16 protein-coding genes and 1 pseudogene are annotated in these 18,740 nt (G+C 72.1%); 7 read left to right on the top strand and 10 right to left on the bottom strand.

The annotated features are described in order from the left end of the window. Nucleotides 1–153 precede the first annotated feature (153 nt). Both nagB and OHS70_RS33665 read left to right on the top strand, forming a co-directional pair. Complete coding sequence (gene nagB, locus OHS70_RS33670) at nt 154–936, top strand: glucosamine-6-phosphate deaminase (RefSeq protein ID WP_328403807.1); 783 nt, start codon at nt 154–156, stop codon at nt 934–936. Between the two features lie 149 nt (nt 937–1,085). Then, nucleotides 1,086–2,336, top strand: a complete 1,251-nt coding sequence (locus OHS70_RS33665; RefSeq protein ID WP_328403805.1) for a globin domain-containing protein — start codon at nt 1,086–1,088, stop codon at nt 2,334–2,336. Between the two features lie 38 nt (nt 2,337–2,374). On the opposite strand, the gene OHS70_RS33660 is transcribed toward OHS70_RS33665, so the two are convergent. From OHS70_RS33660 to OHS70_RS33630, 7 genes are read right to left on the bottom strand one after another with little or no spacing between them, the layout of a single operon-like run. Then, entirely contained in the window at nt 2,375–3,034 is a 660-nt protein-coding gene (locus OHS70_RS33660; RefSeq protein WP_328403803.1) for an SRPBCC family protein, read from the bottom strand. Nucleotides 3,035–3,050: 16 nt separating this feature from the next. Further along, complete coding sequence (locus OHS70_RS33655; protein WP_328403801.1) at nt 3,051–4,163, bottom strand: XdhC/CoxI family protein; 1,113 nt, start codon at nt 4,161–4,163, stop codon at nt 3,051–3,053. Further along, nucleotides 4,156–5,295: a vWA domain-containing protein gene (locus tag OHS70_RS33650; protein ID WP_328406100.1), complete on the bottom strand. Its 1,140-nt coding sequence runs from the start codon at nt 5,293–5,295 to the stop codon at nt 4,156–4,158. Before OHS70_RS33650 ends, OHS70_RS33655 begins: the two co-directional genes overlap by 8 nt. Nucleotides 5,296–5,300: 5 nt before the next feature. Further along, complete coding sequence (locus OHS70_RS33645; RefSeq protein WP_328403799.1) at nt 5,301–6,179, bottom strand: AAA family ATPase; 879 nt, start codon at nt 6,177–6,179, stop codon at nt 5,301–5,303. A gap of 30 nt (nt 6,180–6,209) precedes the next feature. Beyond that, entirely contained in the window at nt 6,210–7,073 is an 864-nt protein-coding gene (locus OHS70_RS33640; protein WP_328403797.1) for an FAD binding domain-containing protein, read from the bottom strand. Further along, nucleotides 7,070–9,448 (bottom strand): xanthine dehydrogenase family protein molybdopterin-binding subunit, encoded by a 2,379-nt coding sequence (locus tag OHS70_RS33635; protein ID WP_328403795.1) that lies wholly within the window; start codon nt 9,446–9,448, stop codon nt 7,070–7,072. The genes OHS70_RS33640 and OHS70_RS33635 overlap by 4 nt, the downstream gene beginning before the upstream one ends. Beyond that, a complete protein-coding gene (locus OHS70_RS33630) occupies nt 9,445–10,023 on the bottom strand; it encodes a (2Fe-2S)-binding protein (RefSeq protein WP_328403793.1) in 579 nt (192 codons plus the stop codon). The genes OHS70_RS33635 and OHS70_RS33630 overlap by 4 nt, the downstream gene beginning before the upstream one ends. Before the next feature lie 199 nt (nt 10,024–10,222). Between OHS70_RS33630 and OHS70_RS33625 the strand changes: the two genes are divergently transcribed. Both OHS70_RS33625 and OHS70_RS33620 read left to right on the top strand, forming a co-directional pair. After that, entirely contained in the window at nt 10,223–10,747 is a 525-nt protein-coding gene (locus OHS70_RS33625; protein WP_328403791.1) for a hypothetical protein, read from the top strand. A 1,269-nt stretch (nt 10,748–12,016) separates the two neighbouring features. Then, nucleotides 12,017–12,886, top strand: coding sequence for a peptidoglycan-binding protein (locus tag OHS70_RS33620; RefSeq protein ID WP_328403789.1), 870 nt, complete (start codon nt 12,017–12,019; stop codon nt 12,884–12,886). Nucleotides 12,887–13,170: 284 nt separating this feature from the next. Here OHS70_RS33620 and OHS70_RS33615 read toward each other — a convergent pair whose 3' ends face one another. The 3 genes and pseudogenes from OHS70_RS33615 to OHS70_RS33605 all read right to left on the bottom strand — a co-directional run bounded on the left by OHS70_RS33615 (nt 13,171) and on the right by OHS70_RS33605 (nt 15,951). Beyond that, nucleotides 13,171–14,577, bottom strand: coding sequence for an NADP-dependent succinic semialdehyde dehydrogenase (locus OHS70_RS33615; protein ID WP_328403787.1), 1,407 nt, complete (start codon nt 14,575–14,577; stop codon nt 13,171–13,173). An 82-nt stretch (nt 14,578–14,659) separates the two neighbouring features. Next, entirely contained in the window at nt 14,660–15,037 is a 378-nt protein-coding gene (locus OHS70_RS33610) for a hypothetical protein (protein ID WP_328403785.1), read from the bottom strand. Between the two features lie 248 nt (nt 15,038–15,285). Next, nucleotides 15,286–15,951 (bottom strand): annotated as a pseudogene (locus OHS70_RS33605) (DUF6629 family protein). A 764-nt stretch (nt 15,952–16,715) separates the two neighbouring features. Here OHS70_RS33605 and OHS70_RS33600 point away from each other — a divergent pair. The 3 genes from OHS70_RS33600 (at nt 16,716) to OHS70_RS33590 (ending at nt 18,526) form a co-directional block, all read left to right on the top strand. After that, nucleotides 16,716–17,630: a S1 family peptidase gene (locus tag OHS70_RS33600; RefSeq protein WP_328403783.1), complete on the top strand. Its 915-nt coding sequence runs from the start codon at nt 16,716–16,718 to the stop codon at nt 17,628–17,630. 91 nt (nt 17,631–17,721) lie between these two features. Next, complete coding sequence (locus tag OHS70_RS33595; RefSeq protein ID WP_328403781.1) at nt 17,722–18,276, top strand: NUDIX hydrolase; 555 nt, start codon at nt 17,722–17,724, stop codon at nt 18,274–18,276. A 16-nt stretch (nt 18,277–18,292) separates the two neighbouring features. Beyond that, on the top strand, nt 18,293–18,526 hold the full coding sequence (locus OHS70_RS33590; RefSeq protein WP_328403779.1) for a hypothetical protein: 234 nt from the start codon (nt 18,293–18,295) through the stop codon (nt 18,524–18,526). Nucleotides 18,527–18,740: the final 214 nt, after the last annotated feature.

The following is an 18,740-nucleotide window of genomic DNA, read 5'->3' as shown; positions in this document are numbered from 1 at the left end:
GACGTGCCCTCGGAGCGGGTCCGCCGACATGTCCCGTTCTGTCCGGGCGGCTCGGCCGGTATTCGCCCCCTCCTGCGTCCCGCACGGGACAGCACACCCTCTCACCAGGTAGATTGGTCTACACCACTTGCGCTTTCAGAGACAGGGATCTTCGTGGAAGTTGTCATCGTCAAGGACTCCGCCACCGGCGGCGCACTGATCGCCGACGCCATGGCCGACCTGCTGCGACGCAAGCCCGACGCCCTCCTGGGCGTCGCCACAGGATCGACCCCGCTGCCCGTCTACGAAGCACTCGGGGCCACGGTGCGGGCCGGAGAGGTCGATGCCTCCCACGCCCGGATCTGCCAGCTCGACGAGTACGTGGGCCTGCCCGCGGGCCACCCCGAGTCGTACCGCTCGGTCGTCCTGCGCCAGGTCGTCGAGCCGCTCGGGCTGACCGAGAACTCCTTCATGGGGCCCGACGGCACCGCCCAGGACGTGGCCGCCGCCTGCGCAGCCTACGACCAGGCGCTCGCCGATGCCGGGGGCGTCGACCTCCAGTTGCTGGGCATCGGCACCGACGGGCACATCGGCTTCAACGAGCCGTGCTCCTCTCTCGCCTCCCGTACGCGCATCAAGACCCTCACCCAGCAGACCCGCCGGGACAACGCCCGCTTCTTCAACGGGCTGGACGAGGTCCCCCACCACGTCATCACCCAGGGCATCGGCACCATTCTGGAAGCCCGCCACCTGGTCCTGCTGGCGACCGGCGAGGCGAAGGCCGACGCCGTCGCCCTCGCCGTGGAGGGCCCGCTCTCGGCGCTGGTACCCGCCTCCGCCCTGCAGCTCCACCCGCACGCCACGGTCGTGGTCGACGATGCCGCGGCCTCCCGCCTCAAGCTCGCGGACTACTTCCGTGCCACGTACGCGGCCAAGCCGGACTGGCAGGGCCTCTGAGCCGACCGGCCGGTTCGCGCCGGCACCGCCCCGCTCCCCGTCCCGGCCGGAATCGGAATGTTCCGGCCGGGAAAGGGTTCTGCACCGAACGGCTCATATTCGTACGGGAGTTGGTACGTTGAGCGTTCAACGGGGTGCGGGGGGATTCCATGGGCGACATCGACGTTGTACGGGCAGGTCTGGCGCGGGTGGAGCGGCGCGCGGCTCATGTGGTGCGTTACTTCTACGCGCATCTCTTCCACGGCCGTCCGCGGCTGCGGGCGCTGTTCCCGGCCGACATGGACGACCAGTACGAGCGGCTCTTCGCCGCGCTGGTGCAGGTGGTGGACCATTTCGACCATCCGGGGCTGACCGGGCACCTGGAGCGGCTGGGCCGCGACCACCGCAAGTTCGGGACGACGGACGCGGATTACGCGGCGGTGGGCGACAGTCTGATCGCGGCGATCCGCTTCCACAGCGGGTCCTTGTGGGACGAGGACACCGAGGGGGCGTGGCAGCGGGTGTACGGGGTGGCCGCCACAGCCATGCAGAACGGCGCGTACCGCTCCGAGGCCGCGCTGGAACCGGCGCTGTGGCAGGCGAGAGTTGTCTCGCACCGTCTGCTCGGCGGCCGCACGGCGGTCGTGCAGGCCGTGCCGGACGCCCCTTACCACTGGCTGCCCGGCCAGTACGCCACGGTCACGCATCCCCGGCTGCCAGGTGTGTGGCGGCCCTACTCGTTCGCCGGCCGCCGGGGGCGCGAGGGTGTGCTGGAGTTCCACGTCGGGCGGGTGCCCGGTGGGCTGCTGAGCACGGCACTGTGCGACGCCACCGCGCCCGGCACCTTACTGCAGCTCGGGCCGGCCTCCGGTTCCGCACTCGCTCCCCCGCCCGGCACTCCCGCCGTCACCCTGATCGCGGCGGGCAGCGGCTGGGCCCCGGTCAAGGCCGTCCTCGACGAGCTGCTCGCGCGCCGGCCCGCGCCCCGTGTCAGGATCGAGATCGCGGCCCGCACGGACCAGGACTTCTACGACTGCGCGCACCTGGCGGGCCTGCTCCAGGCGCACCCCGCGCTCGAGGTCCACCGGTGGTACCGGCAACGGGGCGAGGGACGCGTGCGGGCGGCCGAGCGGCTGCACCGGCATCTGCGGGCCCGTCAGGACTGGCAGACCGAGAGCGTCTACCTGTCCGGCCCTGTCATGTTCGTGCACGAGATCGCGGAGCTGCTCGGCGAATGCGGCCTGCCGCAGGAGTCGTTGGCGCGCGACCCGCTGCCGTCCTCCGTGCAGTCACGGGGGTACGCCTCGCACGCCGAGAGACTGATCGATCCGCCGCCGGTGCCATGGATCGATCCCGATGCCCGCACGAGGCCGCTCGTCCACGACCGTGCGTCCGCCCATGCCGAGACGCTCACCGCGTAGGCCTCGCGTCCCGACGGTGCGCGGTGCTCAGGCGGCCCTCACCGCCTTCGGCGGCAGCGGAAGAGAACGGCCACCAGTGCGGCGAGGGCGGCCACGATCAGCCCGGGGGCGGCACGCTTGACCGCCGGCAGGCCGGCCGTACGCAGCAGATCGATGGCCTCCGGCTCCTCCGTGCCCGTGTCGACGTCGGCGCCCACCTTGTGGGCCGGGCCCGGGCGGGCAGCGGCGTGCCCGGAGTCCTCGCCCGCTTCCCCGCCGCCCGCGAGCCGCTGGGCCAGACAGTCGGCGAACCGGCCGATCAGCTTGTCGCCGACCTCGGCCATGACACCCCGGCCGAACTGAGCCGGCCGTCCCGTGACCGTCAGATCGGTGACGACCGCGACGGCCGTGCCGCCGTCCTCAGCGGTCAGTGTGCCGGTCACGGTCGCACTCGCCGTGCCCTGGCCGCGTACTTCCTTGCCGCGGGCGGCCAGCACCAAGCGGTGCGCACTCTCGTCCTTCTCCTCGAAGGACGCCGTGCCCCGGTACGTCACCGTGATGGGCCCCAGCTTCACCTTCACCGCACCGTCGATGGTCCCGCCGTCGTAACTCTCCACAGTGGCGCCCGGCATGCACGGCGCGACCCGCTCGATGTCGAGCAGTGCCTTCCACGCCTCGTCGACCGGGACAGGAACAGTGAACGAGTGTTGCAGCTCCATGCCTCCTCCTCACGTCTCATACCGACTTCAGCCGTGACCGGTGGATCGCGCCGTCCGTGTCCGCCAGCGGTGCGCCGCTGCCGCCCCAGCGCAGTGCGACGATCTCCGCAGCGATCGAGACGGCGACCTCCTGGGGCGTACGGGCACCGATGTCGAGACCGATCGGCGAGCGCAGCCGCGCCAGTTGCGTCTCGTCCAGCCCCTTCTCCCGCAGCCGGGCCAGCCGGTCCTCGTGCGTACGGCGGCTGCCCATCGCCCCGATGTAGGCGGCCGGCATGCGCAGGGCCACGTCCAGCAGCGGAACGTCGAACTTCGGATCGTGGGTGAGCACGCACATCACCGTCCGGTCGTCGACCTCGGTGACGCGCAGATACCGGTGCGGCCACTCGACGATCACCTCCACACCGTCGGGGAAGCGCCGGGGGTCGGCGAAGACCGGGCGCGCGTCGCACACGGTCACCCGGTAGCCGAGGAACGCGCCGATCCCGGCCGCCGCGGCCGCGAAGTCGATCGCGCCGAACACCAGCATCCGCGGCGGCGGTGCGAACGACTGGAGGAAAACCGTCACATCGTCCTCGCGCCGTTCGCCCTGCGGGCCGTAGTGCCGCCGGCCGGTGGCGCCCTGTGCCAGTTCCCCGCGTGAGTCGGCGGTGACGGCGGCGTCGAGCCCCTCGGCGCCGAGGGTGCCGGACACGGCGTCCGGCCATACGGCGAGGGTCGCGCCCTGCCTCGCGGGGCCGTCGATCACGGTGGCCACCACGACCGGGCGGTGCTCGGCGACCGATGCGGCGACCTGTCCGAACGTCGTGTCGGTCTCGGCCGACACGGGGCGTACGAGGAGCGTGATCTCCCCGCCGCAGGTGAGGCCGACGGCGAACGCGTCGTCATCGGTGTAGCCGAAGGTCTGCAACTGCGGGCGGCCACTGGCGACGACCTCCTTGGCCAGCTCGAACACCTCGCCTTCGACGCAGCCGCCCGAGACACTGCCGACGACCTCGTCCCCCGGGCCCACCGCCATCGCGGATCCGGGACCCAGCGGGGCGCTGCGGCTGACCCCGACGACCGTGGCGAGTCCGAACGGGCTGCCCGACGCGTACCAGTGACCGAGCGCAGGAAGGATGTCACGCATGGGCCGCACCTCTCACCACTGATGCCAGGCGCTCCAGTGCCGCCAGGCTGTGTCCCTCGACGAACGCGTCCACGCTGGGCAGCGCCGCCGCCATGCCGGCCGCGAGCGGCTCGTAACCGGGGTGGGCCTTGCGCGGGTTGGCCCACACGACACGGTGCGCCAGCCTCCGCAACCGCCGCATCTGGACCGCGAGCAGCGCCGGGTCCGCCCGCTCCCAGCCGTCGGAGAGCACGACGACCACCGCTCCGCGGGCGACTCCCCGCCGGCCCCAGCGGTCCAGGAAGCCGCGCAGTGTCTCACCCAGCCGGGTGCCTCCGCCGAGGTCCGGCACGGCGGACGCGACGGCGGCCAGCGCCTCGTCCGGATCGTGGTGCGCCATCTGGCGGGTCACGCGGGTGAGCCGGGTGCCGAGGGTGAAGACCTCGGTGGGGGTACGGGCTCGGGCGCCGTGGGCGGCGGCGTGGGCGAAGCGCAGCAGGGCACCGGCGTAGGGGTCCATCGAGCCGCTGACGTCCAGCAGCAGCACCACCCGGCGGGGTTTCGTGGCACGGGCCCGACGGCGCAGCCTGGCCGGTTCCCCTCCGTGGCGCAGCAGTTCGCGTACGGTGCGCCGCGGATCGACGCCGCCGCGCCGGGCCGGGCGCAGCCGCGCGGTGCGCCGCGGCTCCCCACTGAGCGCGAACGCGGCCAGCAGGCGGCGCAGTTGGTCCCGCTCCGACGCGGTCAGTTCCGCCATGTCACGGTGGCGCAGGACCTCCGTGGAGACGGCCGCGGCGGGAGACGCGCGCGGTGCGCCGTGCGGACGCTCCGCGTCCGGCGCGGGCGGTGCGCTCCTGGCCGACACCGGCCGCAGTACCGGCCGAGGAGCGTTACGCACCCGGTCGCGGCGCTGTTGCGGCGGTGCGAAGTAGGCGGCGAACACACGGTCGTAGCGTTCGAGGTCGTCCCGGCTGCCGCACAGTGTGAGCCGGCCCGCCCAGTAGACGTCGGATCGCCGGCCCGGGCCGAGCGCGTCAAGCGCGCACACGAAGGCCTGTACGCGTTCCGGGCCGGCGGCGACCCCCGCCGCGCGCAGCGCCCGGGCGAAGCCGACGGCGACGGCCGTCGGGCCGTACACGTGGGCCGGGGGCATGGCGGTCACGCTCCCCTCACCGCGAGGACCGCGGACAGGTCGAGCGAGCGGGCCCGCTGAGCGTCCTCGTGGTACTTCAGCACCGAGCCCAGCGTGTCGAGGGCCAGTTCGGCGTCGAGTTCGGTGGCACCGAGTGCGTCCAGGGCCTCGGCCCAGTCGATGGTCTCGGCCACGCCCGGCGGCTTGAGCAGATCCTGGGTACGCAGCATCTGCACGACGGCGGTGACCTGGGCGGCGAGCCGCTCGGTCACCTGGGGCTGCCGCTTGCGGACGATGGCCAGTTCGCGGGTGAAGTCGGGGTGGTCGAACCAGTGGTACAGGCAGCGCCGTTTGAGTGCGTCGTGGACCTCACGGGTGCGGTTGGAGGTGAGGACGACGACGGGCGGCCGGGATGCCCGGAGGGTGCCGAGTTCGGGGACGGTCACGGTGTAGTCGGAGAGCAGCTCGAGCAGAAAGGCCTCGAACTCGTCGTCGGCCCGGTCGATCTCGTCGATGAGCAGGACCGAGGGGTGGGTCTCCAGGGCCCGCAGCAGGGGACGGGCGATGAGGAAGCGTCTGCTGTACAGCTCGCCCTGGAGCCGGTCGGCGTCCATGGTCCCGGCGGCTTCGGCGGCCTTGAGGTACAGCAGCTGGCGCGGGAAGTCCCAGTCGTACAGGGCTTGGGAGGCGTCGATGCCCTCGTAGCACTGCAGCCGGATCAAAGGCGCGTCCATGACCTGGGCGAGGGCTGCCGCGAGCGCCGTCTTGCCGACGCCGGCGTCGCCCTCGCAGAAGAGCGGCCGGTGCAGCTTCAGGGCCAGGAAGCACGCGGTGGCGAGACCGTCGTCGACGAGATAGCCGGTCTTCTCCAGTCTCGCGCGCAGCTCACCGGGCCCTTCCCTCACGCCCTCACCCCGTCTCCGCGGTCCTGGCCGTCAGTCCATTCCGGCGGCGGCTGTCACGGCCCGTCGGGTGAGCACCCGCGCGAGGTGTTCGCGGTACGCGCGCGAGGCCGAGAGATCGGATGCGGCACGTGTACCCTCCGCCGCGGCATCGGCGGCGCGTGCCACCGCCTCCGGTGTCGCCGCCGCACCGGCGAGCGCCTCTTCGGCGGCGGCCGCCCGCAGCGGGGTCGGGCCCATGTTGGTGAGCGCGACACGCGATTCGGACAGGTGGCCGTCGCCGCGCCGGACCATCGCGGCCACGCCGACGATCGCCCAGTCCTGCGCGGTGCGGCTGAACTTCTCGTAGTGGAAGCCCCAGTTGTCGGCCTTCGGTACCCGGACCTCCACGAGCAGTTCGTCGGGCCGCAGCACAGTCTCGAGATAGTCGGTGAAGAATTCGCGGGCCGGGATGGTGCGCCTGCCCTGCGGCCCCGCCGCGACCATCTCGCCGTCGAGGGCGAGCAGCACCGATGGCAGGTCACCGGCCGGGTCGGCGTGGGAGAGTGAACCGCCGATCGTGCCCCGGTGCCGTACGGCGGGATCGGCGACGGTCTCCGTGGCGGCGGCGAGCAGTCCTGCGTGACGGCGCACCAGCGGGTCGTGGATGACGTCATGGTGCGTCGTCATGGCTCCGATGATGAGCGCGCCCGTGTCGAAGTCCTCGCGGACGCCGCGCAGTTCGGGGATCCTGCCGACGTCGACGAGGATCTCCGGGAACGCGAGCCGCAGCCGCAGGATGGGGATCAGGCTCTGGCCGCCGGCCAGCACCTTCGCCTCGTCGCCGCCGTCCGCCAGCGCGCGCACGGCCTCCTCGACCGACTGCGGCCGTGTGTAGTCGAATGCCGCGGGGATCATGCGGACACCTCCTCGGCCCTGGCCGCCTGCCGGACGGCCTCCCAGATGCGGTGGGGTGTGCACGGCATCTGCACGTCCGTGACGCCCAGCGGGCGCAGCGCGTCGACGACCGCGTTGACGACGGCCGGGGTGGACGCGATGGTTGCCGTCTCGCCGACGCCCTTGACGCCGAGCGCGTTGGAGGTCGCCGGGGTCTCGGTGCGGTCGGTGACGAAGTCGGGCAGGTCCACGGCGGAGGGCACGAGGTAGTCGGCCATGGTGCCGGTGAGGAGGTTGCCCTCGGTGTCGTACACCGCCTCCTCGTACAGCGCCTGGGCGATGCCCTGGGCGAGGCCGCCGTGGATCTGGCCCTGGACGATCATCGGGTTGATCACCTTGCCGACGTCGTCGACGCAGACGTAGCTGCGGATCCGGGCCCGGCCGGTCTCGGTGTCGACGTCGATGGCGCACAGGTGGGTGCCGTGCGGGAAGGAGAAGTTGTCGGGGTCGACGACGTGCTCGGCGTTGATGGAGGGTTCCATTCCCTCGGGCAGGTCGTGGGAATGGAAGGTCTCGAAGGCCACTTCCTGGATGGTCTTCGACGCCTCGGGCGACCCCCTGACCGTGAACTTCCCGGCGGAGAAGTCGAGGTCGGTCTCACTGGCCTCGAGCAGGTGCGCTGCGACCTTGCGGGCCTTCTCCACCACCTTCTTCGCGGCGTGGTGGACGGCGACCCCGCCGATCACGAGCGAGCGGGAGCCGTAGGTGTCCATGCCCTGCGGCACTGCCCTGGTGTCGCCGTGCACGACCTCGATGTCCTCGAACGGCACCCCGAGCACATCGGCCGCGATCTGGCTCCAGCAGGTGGCGTGGCCCTGCCCGTGCGGGGTGGTGCCGGTGGTCACCTCGACCGTGCCGGTGGGCAGCATCCGGATGCTCGCACTCTCCCAGCCGCCGGCCACATAGCGCAGTTCGCCCAGAATCCGGCTGGGTGCGAGGCCGCACATCTCGGTGTAGGTGGAGATACCGATGCCGAGCCGTACCGGGTCGCCCCGTTCGCTCCGCTCGCGCTGTTCGGCACGCAGGTCGTCATAGCCGAAGAGGGCGAGCGCTCGGTCGGTGGCCGCTTCGTAGTTGCCGCTGTCGTAGGTGAGCCCGGAGACGGAGGTGTACGGGAACTCCTCGTGTCCGATCCAGTTGCGGCGCCGCAGCTCCATCGGGTCGAGGCCGAGTTCCGCGGCCAGTTCGTCCATGGTGCGCTCGATGGCGAACGTGGCCTCGGGGCGGCCCGCGCCGCGGTAGGCGTCGGTGGGCGTCCTGGTGGTGAAGACTCCGGTGCAGTTGAACGTGTACGCGTTCATCTTGTAGATGCCGGGGTACATGAACGCGCCCAGCAGCGGGGTGGCCGGTGAGATGAGCATCAGGTAGGCGCCCATGTCGGCGAGCAGATCCACACGCAGGCCGAGCAGTTTGCCGTCCTTGGTGGCGGCGATCTCCACATCCTGGAGCTGACCGCGGCCGTGGTGGGTGGCCTGGTACCCCTCGGAGCGGGACTCGGTCCATTTGACCGGCCGGCCGAGCCGCCGGGCCACGGCGAGGGCGAGCGCCTCCTCGCCGTACACCTGGAGCTTGGAGCCGAAGCCGCCGCCGACGTCGGGGGCGACCACACGCAACTGGTTCTCGGGGATGCCGGTGGCGATGGAGAGTGTCACGCGGACGATGTGGGGGATCTGGGTCGAGGAGTACAGCGTGTACTCGTTCGAGGCCGTGGGCGGGGTGGCGACCACGGCCCGTGGCTCAATGGCGTTCGGGATGAGGCGCTGCTGGGTGTAGCGGCGGCGCAGTACGACGTCGGCCCGGGCCTTCTCGGCGTCGTAGTCGCCGGTCGCCAGCGGCCAGGTGTAGCAGCGGTTGGTGCCCTTGTCGGAGTGCACCAGCGGCGCGCCGTCGGCAAGCGCCGCCTCCAGGTCGAGCACGGGCGGCAGTGGCGTGTAGTCGACGTCCACGGCCTCGAGGGCGTCGGCCGCCGTGTAGCGGTCGCGGGCGATGACGACGGCGACGGGGTCTCCCGCGTAGCGGACCTCGTCGACGGCCACCGCCGGGTGGTGGGGCATGACGATGTCCTCGGTCACCGGCCATACGCAGGGCATGGAGCCGAGCTCGTCGGCGAGGTCACGGCCGCTGAACGCGGCGACCACGCCGGGCTGCCGGAGCGCGCGGGAGACGTCGACCCGGTCGACGGTGGCGTGTGCCATGGGGCTGCGCAGGATCGACATGTGGAGCAGACCCGTGACGGTGATGTTGTCGGTCCAGGTGGTGCGGCCGGTGACGAGCCGGGCGTCCTCCTTGCGGACGCGTGAGCGGCCGATTTCCCGCTCGGTCCGTTGCTGTGTCATACCGGCGCCTCCCGCCCGGCCCTGGCTGGGGTCGTGGGTGCGGCCGGAGCGCGGTCGGCGGGTGCGGCCCCGGTGGTTTCCGCCTCCACGCCGGGCGTGGGAGCGGCGCGGCGGCGCTGCTCGGCAGCCGCCGCGAGGACGGCCCGCACGATGTTCTGGTACCCGGTGCACCGGCACAGGTTGCCCTCGAGGCCGATGCGGATCTCCTCCGGCGACGGGTCGGGGTTCTCCTTCAGCAGATCCCGCGCGGCCATGATCATGCCGGGCGTGCAGTATCCGCACTGCAGGGCATGCTGCTGGTGGAACGCGGTCTGGAGCGGATGCCATTCGGCGTCCGATGCGAGCCCCTGGATGGTGGTCACCTCGCTCCCGTCGGCCTGGACCGCGAGGACCGTGCAGCTCTTGACGCTGTCACCGTCCAGATCGACGGTGCAGGCCCCGCAGTTGCTGGTGTCGCACCCGACGGGTGTGCCGGTGAGACCGAGATGGTCGCGCAGGTAGTGGACGAGGAGCAGGCGGGGTTCCACGTCGTCCTCGTAGAGCGTGCCGTCGACCGTCAGCGAGATGCGCGTCATCTGACCTCCCAGGGCACGGGCAGCGGGAAATCTGCCTGTATGCGCTGATATACGCAACTCTAGGCGGCGGCCATGACCCGCGCGAGCCTTGGGGTGCAAGGGCTCTGACACGGATGGCCGAGTGGTGTCCGCTGTCGGCTGAGAGGCCCCTCGGCCGCATCCCTTCCGACTGGATCGAGGGAGGCGTAATTTTGATTACATGACTGGCAGCGAGCAGGAACAGGTGCTGCGGGGCTGGTTCGCCGGACGCCTGCCGGACGGACTCTTCGCCGAGCTCCTGGATGTGACGGTGGACCGTGAGGAGATCACGGTCGTGGGGCGGATTCCGGAGCCCGAGCTCGGCGAGGACGCGTCCCAGACGGAACGGGAAGCGGCGGTGGAGGGCCGCGTCGCGGAGTTCCGGGAACGCACCCGGGACGAGCGCATCGGCGTGGCACGGGAGGCCGAGCGGCGGTTCGGGCGCAAGGTCTCGTGGGGCGTGGAGTGCGGCGGCCGAAGAGCCATGTACACCACGCTGGCCGCACCGGCCATGACGCGGCTTCGCCAGCCGGAACGTCAGGTGCTGGACACCCTGATCGCCGGAGGTGTGGCGCGCAGCCGCAGTGACGCGCTGGCGTGGTGTGTCCGGCTGGTCGGGCGGAATGCGGACGACTGGCTGAGCGACCTGCGCGAATCCCTGAGGCATGTCGACGAGGTGCGCGCGCAGGGGCCGGACAGAGCATAGACACGGCCCGACTTCCGGATCGGGCAGGATCCGCGAGCGGAACGCTCGGTCACCACCGCGGAGGACCGCTGTTGCGCGAGGTCGCGACGGGCTCCGCGATGCCGGACACCGCAGCCGGCCGAACGTGATGCGGCAGGCGCTTCCCGCGTCCGCCTCTCAGCCGGACCTGGGTGGACGGGGCGACCGAGGACCGGGTAAGGGCGGCGTTCGCCGCATGAGCGGCGGCACAGACCCGGACGGCGCGCGGCGAACGGCCCGAGCGCGCGGACGAGGACCCGTGCCCGGGAAAACCGGGACGCCCGCTACGGGGGCCGGCCGGGGATCCACCTGTGCCGGGTCGAGAAACATTCCGGCGGTGCGGCGAAGGACACGACGTTCACATGGTCGCGCGAGAACGGCTCGGAGACTTTCGCCATCGACGGACTCGACGGCGCCCGGGTGGAGTCGGTCTCGCTCGGCAGTGACGGCACGTCCGAACCACAGGGCCGACGGCCGGGTGGAGGCGGTGGAGTTCGCGGACACCGCCCCGCGGCAGCCGCGGCGGAGGGCTGTCACTGCTGCGGGCGGAGCCGGATCTGCCGAGGCGGCGGGTGCCCGCTGCCGGACGGGCGGGATCCGTCGGTGAACCGCCGGCCGGGGCTGCACCCGCAACTGCCTGCCAAGGCCACCGCACCGGCCGCCCGCAGCACGGTCGGCCGCGCCCACGGGCCGACGCGGCACGAGGCGGTGCACTGCGGCACGCGGCCCCGAAACGGGTGTCCCCCGATGCCGGTGGACCGGACATGGGCCTGAAGCTCGCGTGCGCCGCCGGGGCCGTCGCGCGCTTCCCGGGCCCGGTCGCCTGCGGATCGGGAAGGGCGGCCGACTGCCGCTGAAGGAAGGCGACTTCGTCTGTTTCCAGCCGAATCGGCCTTACCGCTCAGGTGACTTCCGGCTGATACCCGCACGAAAGGCCACGGACCACGTCGAGTGGCCGACGGACGCGGCACGCCGTGCGCCGCCGCAGCCCCGTACCGCATCCACTCCCACTATGCCCCGCTGACCTGGGAGTTGGGCGAGGAGCCGGTGGCCGATCCACGCCTGGCGTGCGGCCCGTCGGCGGGCAGGGTTCCACCGGCGCACGCCCGGGCGCCGGCAGCGGAACAGCAGGCGGAGCGCAGGCGAATGCGGCCGGGCGCGCCACGGTGGACGGTTCGGCTCCGGTCACGACCGGGCAGGAAGACGACATACACCCCGGAACTGACGAACCCCCCGGGAAGGAACACCGCGATGGCAACACCTCTGTCCGCCGACAGATTACTCAAAGCCCTCCGCGACGAAGGTCTGCGTGTCGTCGAGCACCGGAGCTGGCGTACCCACAACCGCAACCACATGGGTCCTTGGGGCCCCCTGCACGGCGTGATGATCCATCACACAGTGACCTCGGGCACCCAGAACTCGGTGGACCTCTGCTACGACGGCTATGCCTCTCTGCCCGGTCCGCTGTGCCACGGAGTGATCGCCAAGGACGGCACGGTCCATCTCGTCGGCAACGGCCGCGCCAACCATGCGGGCCTCGGCGACGACGACGTACTGCGCGCCGTGATCAACGAGTCGGCTCCGCTGCCCGCCGACAACGAGGCCAACACGGACGGCAACCGGCACTTCTACGGCTTCGAATGCATCAACCTCGGGGACGGCGAAGACCCTTGGCCGGCTGCCCAGCTCGAGGCGATCGAGAAGGCGGCCGCCGCGATCTGCCGCGCCCACGGCTGGACGCAGCGTTCCGTGATCGGCCACAAGGAGTGGCAGCCGGGGAAGGTGGACCCGCGCGGGTTCACGATGGACTCGATGCGGGGCCGGATCGCCGAGCGCCTGCGCGTCAGGCCGCCCGGGCCGAAGCCGCCGGCGAGGTACGAGCCGTTCCCCGGCGCGGCGTTCTTCGCACGCGGGCGGCGCAGCCCGATCATCACCGCGATGGGCAAGCGGCTGGTGGCCGAGGGCTGCGGGCGCTACGAGGTGGGTCCTGGTCCGGAGTGGACGGAGGCCGACCGCGCGTCGTACGCGGCCTGGCAGCGCAAGCTCGGCTACTCGGGCAGCGCGGCGGACGGCATTCCGGGCAAGGCGAGCTGGGACAAGCTGAAGGTGCCCAACGTCTGAACGGACGCGCCGCGGCACTGCGCCCGGGCTGCCTTGCGGTGCGGTGCGCGCGGGGCAGCCCGGTCGCCGCGCACCGGCACCCGCCCGCGGCCGACCGTCGGGCCCTGTCCGCCCTGTACTCCCGCCTCACAGCTCACGCAGAGCGGGCAGCAGGGTCTTCTCGGCCCAGTCGACGAACGGCTGCTGGTGTGCGCCGCCGATCTGGACGAGCCGACGACATGGTCCACGAGGTCCCTCGGCCCGGCCTGCTCGGCCATCATCGTGCAGCCGATGTCTGCCATCGCTCAGGCGTCCTGGTGCTCGGGCCCGTGCCACAGGGTGGTGATGTTGCAGAACTCCCGCATGCCGTGGCCCGACAGCTCCCGCCCGTAACCGGACCGCTTGACACCGCCGAAGGGCAGGGCGGGATGAGAGGCGGTCATGCCGTTGAAGAACACTCCGCCCGCCTCGAGGTCACGGGCGAACCGCTCCACCTCCGCCTCGTCGCGGGTCCACGCATTGGAACTGAGCCCGAAGGGTGTGTCGTTGGCCAGGTCCACGGCCTCGTCGATGCCATGGACGCGGTACACCGTGGCCACCGGACCGAAGGCCTCCTCGTGGTGGATGCGCATGCCGGCCGAGACTTCGGTGAGCACCGTGGGCTCGTAGAACCAGCCGCGGGGCTGTTCCTTGGGCCGCCGGCCTCCGCACCGAGCGGTGGCGCCGCGGGCGAGGGCGTCGTCGACGAGTTCCTCGAGGTCGGCCCGGCCCTGTTCGCTCGCGAGCGGGCCGATGTCGGTGGACTCCTCGATCGGGTCTCCGACGGTCAGTGCCTGCATGCCTGCCGTGAAGCGGGCGCAGAAGTCGTCGTAGACGTCGTCGTGGACGATGAAGCGCTTGGCGGCGATGCAGGACTGCCCGTTGTTCTGCACGCGGGCCGTCACCGCGGTACGGGCGGCGCGCTCGACGTCCGCCGACGGCATGACGACGTAGGCGTCGCTGCCGCCGAGCTCCAGCACGGTCTTCTTGACCTCGTCCCCCGCTACGGAGGCGACCGAGCGGCCCGCGGGTTCGCTGCCGGTCAGGGTCGCGGCCGCCACCCTGGGGTCGCGCAGAATGCCCTCGACCGCGCCGGAGCCGACGAGCAGCGTCTGGAAGCACCCCTCGGGGAAGCCGGCGCGGCGGAAGAGGTCCTCCAGGTACAGGGCGGTCTGCGGCACGTTCGAGGCGTGCTTGAGCAGGCCGACGTTGCCCGCCATGAGCGCGGGCGCGGCGAAGCGGACGACCTGCCAGAGCGGGAAGTTCCACGGCATCACGGCGAGGACGGCGCCGAGCGGGCGGTAGCGGACGGTCACGCGTGTCGCGCCCGCGTCGTCGACGTCGGCGGGCGCCGGGTGTTCGTCGGCGAGCAGCTCCTCGGCGCGGGCGGCGTACCAGCGCATGGCCTTGGCGCATTTCGCGGCCTCGGCGCGGGCCGCCGCGATGGGCTTGCCCATCTCGGTGGTCATGGTGCGGGCGATCTCCTGCTGGTCCTGGTCCAGCAGGTCCGCGGCTCTGCCCAGCAGTTCGGCCCGGCGGTCGAACCCCGCGGTCCGGTGCTGCGAGAACGCGGCCATCGCCAGGGCGAGGCGCTGCTCGATCTCGTCGGGACCCAGCGCGTCGAACGTTCTGAGTGTTTCCCCGGTTGCGGGATTCACCGTGGCGATGGGCATGGAAAGGTCTCCTCGAGCTCGCTGCCGGACCCGGACGGCCCCCGGTCGGACGGATTCACCGGCGGACGCCGGTCTGACGGATTCACTGGTGGACGCCGCTCTGCAGCCGGAGCTGGACGTCCTTTTCCTGGTCGCCTGCGGCCATGCCCTCCTCTTCGACGTCGAAGGCGGCGATGAGCGTCTCCTGCACGCGGTCCACGGCCCAGTAGCCGCCCTGGACGCCGACCGTGACCGCCGACTCGAGCCGTACCGGCTGCGCCGGTTCCTGCGGGCGGGCCACGTCGAAGGTCGCGGTCCACACGGTCATGTGGTCCTCGGACACGTACTCGGGCGAGTCGTCGTCGGCGCGGTCCGAGGCGAAGGACCGGCCCAGGGCATGGAAGACCGTGTCGGCATCCTCCTTCGAGCAGCCGCTGATCGTCACCACGACCGGGTGTGTGACGTCCTGTGGAGTGTTCACGGTGATTCCTGCCTCTCGGAGAGGGACTGCGCGCCCGGCCCGCCGGCCCGCCCGGGGGCTGCCGCGAACCCCGACGGCGTGTCCCTTCCAGCGTCACTCCGTGGCGGGGCGGGTGCGAGCGGGCTGCGGCCGGACGGTGCCCGCCGCACGGCCGGCCTACCGGGCCGACGGGTACCCCGCCGTGCCCGGGCAATGCACCGGACGAGGATTCACAGAGCGGGCCGGGCGGGGACGGACGGCTTCCGCGTTCACCGTGGCGTACGGTCCGGCGGCAGCGGCGCCGGATCCCGCGCCGCCCGCCTCGCGGGACGGCGTACCCACGCGAGCAGCACGACCGAGGCCACCGCCGCCGGCGCACACCAGGTCGAGACGTACTGCGATCGCCACAGCAGCGCACACACCGCGGCGCCGGCCCCGACCAGGACACCGAGATACCGCAGCAGCCGGTCCCCCGCCAGCAGCAGCGAGCCGACCGTCGCGAGGAGGTAGCCCGCGAGAAGCAGCGGGGTCTGCGGAACGTGGAGCGCGTAGCTCATGGTGTGGCCGCGGATCTCGGCGGTCGCGGTGCGGGTGGCGAGGGTGTGGGCGAGGACGGCGGCGGTGACGGTCCCGGCGGCGGCCGGCAGGAACAGTCGGCTCCTCACGGCGGGGGGCGCGGCGAGCAGTACCTCGTCGGCACCCCACCGCCGGCACCGAGAGGGCGATCACGGCCCATGTGGTGGTGGCCGGGCCCGTCCGCCGCCGGAGTACCCGACGACGGCCTCGACGATCTGGTGGGCGCCCAGGAGCAGCGGCAGGGCTGCGAGCGGCAGATCCCGCGTCCTGCGGCGTCGCAGGGTATACCCGCCACGCAGGCCGCTCCGATCGCCATGATGCCTGTGCCCGCCACCAGATCGGCCGTCGCGCTTCAGCACATGACGTCACGTTACGGCTCATCCCGCCGCTTCCGCCCTCGGGTGCTGCCGCGCGGGCGAGTGCAAGGGGCGGGTTTCGGACAGGGGCTTCCGCTGGGCGAACAGGAGTGATTGAGGCATAAAGGAGTGCCGCACGGGCCTGTCGGGACAGCGTCCTCCGGCCGCCTGCAGATCGTGGGCGACACCGAGGCCCCGCCGCCCGCGCCGGGCGGCCGGGCGCCGGCGGTCGCCCCCTGGCGGCAGGGAATGTGCGGGAGCCACTGCAACGGGTGCGTCGGCGATCCCACCGCCGCGGGGTGCCGGCCGGGCGAGGCGACCCGCCCAGGCATCCGGCGCCCGCCAGATCGATTGAAGCCTGAACAGCCCTGACGGCATGCGGCATTCCGTTTACGGCCGGCCGGCGCGGCGGCGGCAGGCCCCACCCGTACCGCCACCCGTCCCCGGCAGGCGTTCAGCCACATGTCGGTGCGCAAACAGCCGGGACAGGCTCCCCACACCCGGACCCCGCCCCGGCGCCGCCCGCGATCAGGAGCGGAACGGGGCGCATTTCCGGCCACCACCGTATGCAATTCGGCGGCAGAGCCGATGGACGCGCGTAGAGCGACCGAAAGGCGATCTTGTCGCGGATTCAACCGGAGCCCAGGATTCATGGTGCGGCGATTGACAGGCACATGACCGATCGAGCCCATCGGCGGTGCCTGCCATGCCCCGCTCTGCCGGGCCCGTCCACCCGCGGGCCCCCGGAACCCCCACCGGAGGACGTAGTGAACATCAAGCGCTTCACCCCCCTCGGCGGCGTCGCCAGAGGCGCTCGGCTGATCGCCGTGGCGTCCGCGCTGCTGACCGTCTCCGCGCTCGCGGCCCCCACCGCCGTGGCCGAGCCGGGCACCGCCAAGGCGAGCACCGCCCAGCTCGCGCAGGTCGGCGAAGCCGTGCTGGACGCCGATGTGCCCGGCACCGCCTGGTACACCGACAAGGAGTCCGGCAAGCTCGTCGTGACGGCGGACTCCACGGTCTCGGCCACCGAGATCACCCGGATCAAGGAGGCCGCGGGCGCCAAGGCCGGCGCCCTGCAGATCAAGCGCACCCCGGGCACGTTCAGCAAGCTCATTGCGGGCGGCCAGGCGATCTACGCGGGCGGCGGACGCTGCTCGCTCGGCTTCAACGTCCGCAGCGGCAGCACGTACTACGCCCTGACGGCCGGTCACTGCACCAACATCGGCAGCACCTGGTACACCAACTCCGCCGGTACCACGCTGCTCGGCACCCGGACGGGATCCAGCTTCCCGACCAACGACTACGGGATCATCCGCCACTCCAACGCCTCGGCGGCCGACGGCCGGGTGTACCTGTACAACGGCAGCTACCGCGACATCACGGCGGCCGGCAACGCCTACGTCGGGCAGTCGGTCCAGCGCAGCGGCAGCACCACCGGTCTGCGCGGCGGCACGGTCACCGGTCTGAACGCGACCGTCAACTACGGCGGCGGCGACATCGTCTACGGCCTGATCCAGACCAACGTCTGCGCCGAGCCCGGCGACAGCGGCGGCTCGCTGTTCTCCGGTTCCACCGCCCTCGGACTGACCTCCGGCGGCAGCGGCAACTGCTCCTCGGGCGGCACCACGTTCTTCCAGCCGGTCACCGAGGCGCTGAGCGCGTACGGCGTGAGCATCTTCTGAGGCACCCCCCACCGCGAGGCCGGCGGTCCGCCCCCTGTGGCGGGCCGTCGGCTCCCGCGTGTCCGGCGCGTCGCACGGCTACCGTTGCACCATGCGAACTCCTCGTCAGGCGGCCCGAGTTGCCGTAATCGATCCCGACGGACGGATCTTTCTCTTCCGTTTCGACAACGTAGAAGTGGGCGTGCACTGGTCCATGCCGGGCGGCGGGCTGGAGCCCGGCGAGACGCCGCCCGAGGCAGCACTGCGCGAGCTGCGCGAGGAGACGGGCTGGCAGGACCTGGCCCCCGGGCCCCTGCTCTGCACCTGGGAGCACGACTTCACGCACACCGGAACGCCGGTACGCCAGCACGAGCACATCTATCTGACGCACGGCCCGCACCGCCCACCGAGCGACCAGGCCGAGGCCGACCACCCGGACGAAGGGATTCTCAACTGGCGATGGTGGACGCCCGGCGAGCTCGCCGTCACCACCGAGGCGCTGTGGCCGCCCCAGCTCCCCGCCCTGATGGCCCGGCTGCGCGAGAACGACCCCATGCAGCCGCCCGCCGCCGTCGACCTCGGATTCGTCCCGTCGGCACGCCCCCACACACGGCCGAAGTCCCCGTTGTCAGTGCCACGCGAGATGCTTGACGGTCCGACACCTTGACGAGGGGAAGTCCGAGATGAACGATCCCGAACTGGCCGCCGCCCAGGCGTACGTGCGACTGATGCAGACCACCAGAGCCGTGCTCGCCGATCCTCGGCGCGCCCCGCGCGCATTCGAGCTGCTGGCCGCGCCGATCGCGGAGGCGGACGCGGCACTACGGGCGAGCGGCCTCGCGGGCAACGAGGCCCGCTTCTTCCGGCTGGTGACCTCCCTGCACCCGGCCGAGCGCGCCGACCGGCACGCTGCCTGAGAGCCGGCACGGGGACCTGACAGCCCGCGAATCCGCCCCCGGCCGAACGGAGAACCCGATCGTGAGACGCCCGCCCGGGGCCGCAGCGCCATGGCCCCGGCGGCCGTCGTTCTCGCACTCTGCCGGGCGGGGGCGGCACGGTGAAGAGCGGCTCCCCTGCGACGGGCCGCGCCGGATCGGGTTCTTCCGCGCCCGCCCAGGCGGATCCGGAGAA

The sequence above is a fragment of the Streptomyces sp. NBC_00390 genome, from assembly GCF_036057275.1.
Taxonomy (GTDB): domain Bacteria; phylum Actinomycetota; class Actinomycetes; order Streptomycetales; family Streptomycetaceae; genus Streptomyces.
Note: the sequence above shows the minus strand (reverse complement) of the source record. Positions and strands in the feature narration are given on the sequence as shown.

Excerpts from the sequence above, each read along its gene's own strand:
- OHS70_RS33630 (WP_328403793.1), bottom strand. The coding sequence starts at position 10,023 with ATGACGCGCATCTCGCTGACGGTCGACGGCACGCTCTACGAGGACGAC.
- OHS70_RS33595 (WP_328403781.1), top strand. The coding sequence starts at position 17,722 with ATGCGAACTCCTCGTCAGGCGGCCCGAGTTGCCGTAATCGATCCCGAC.
- OHS70_RS33665 (WP_328403805.1), top strand. The coding sequence starts at position 1,086 with ATGGGCGACATCGACGTTGTACGGGCAGGTCTGGCGCGGGTGGAGCGG.
- OHS70_RS33660 (WP_328403803.1), bottom strand. The coding sequence starts at position 3,034 with ATGGAGCTGCAACACTCGTTCACTGTTCCTGTCCCGGTCGACGAGGCG.
- OHS70_RS33650 (WP_328406100.1), bottom strand. The coding sequence starts at position 5,295 with ATGCCCCCGGCCCACGTGTACGGCCCGACGGCCGTCGCCGTCGGCTTC.
- OHS70_RS33640 (WP_328403797.1), bottom strand. The coding sequence starts at position 7,073 with ATGATCCCCGCGGCATTCGACTACACACGGCCGCAGTCGGTCGAGGAG.
- OHS70_RS33615 (WP_328403787.1), bottom strand. The coding sequence starts at position 14,577 with ATGCCCATCGCCACGGTGAATCCCGCAACCGGGGAAACACTCAGAACG.
- OHS70_RS33620 (WP_328403789.1), top strand. The coding sequence starts at position 12,017 with ATGGCAACACCTCTGTCCGCCGACAGATTACTCAAAGCCCTCCGCGAC.
- OHS70_RS33590 (WP_328403779.1), top strand. The coding sequence starts at position 18,293 with ATGAACGATCCCGAACTGGCCGCCGCCCAGGCGTACGTGCGACTGATG.
- OHS70_RS33655 (WP_328403801.1), bottom strand. The coding sequence starts at position 4,163 with ATGCGTGACATCCTTCCTGCGCTCGGTCACTGGTACGCGTCGGGCAGC.
- OHS70_RS33625 (WP_328403791.1), top strand. The coding sequence starts at position 10,223 with ATGACTGGCAGCGAGCAGGAACAGGTGCTGCGGGGCTGGTTCGCCGGA.
- OHS70_RS33635 (WP_328403795.1), bottom strand. The coding sequence starts at position 9,448 with ATGACACAGCAACGGACCGAGCGGGAAATCGGCCGCTCACGCGTCCGC.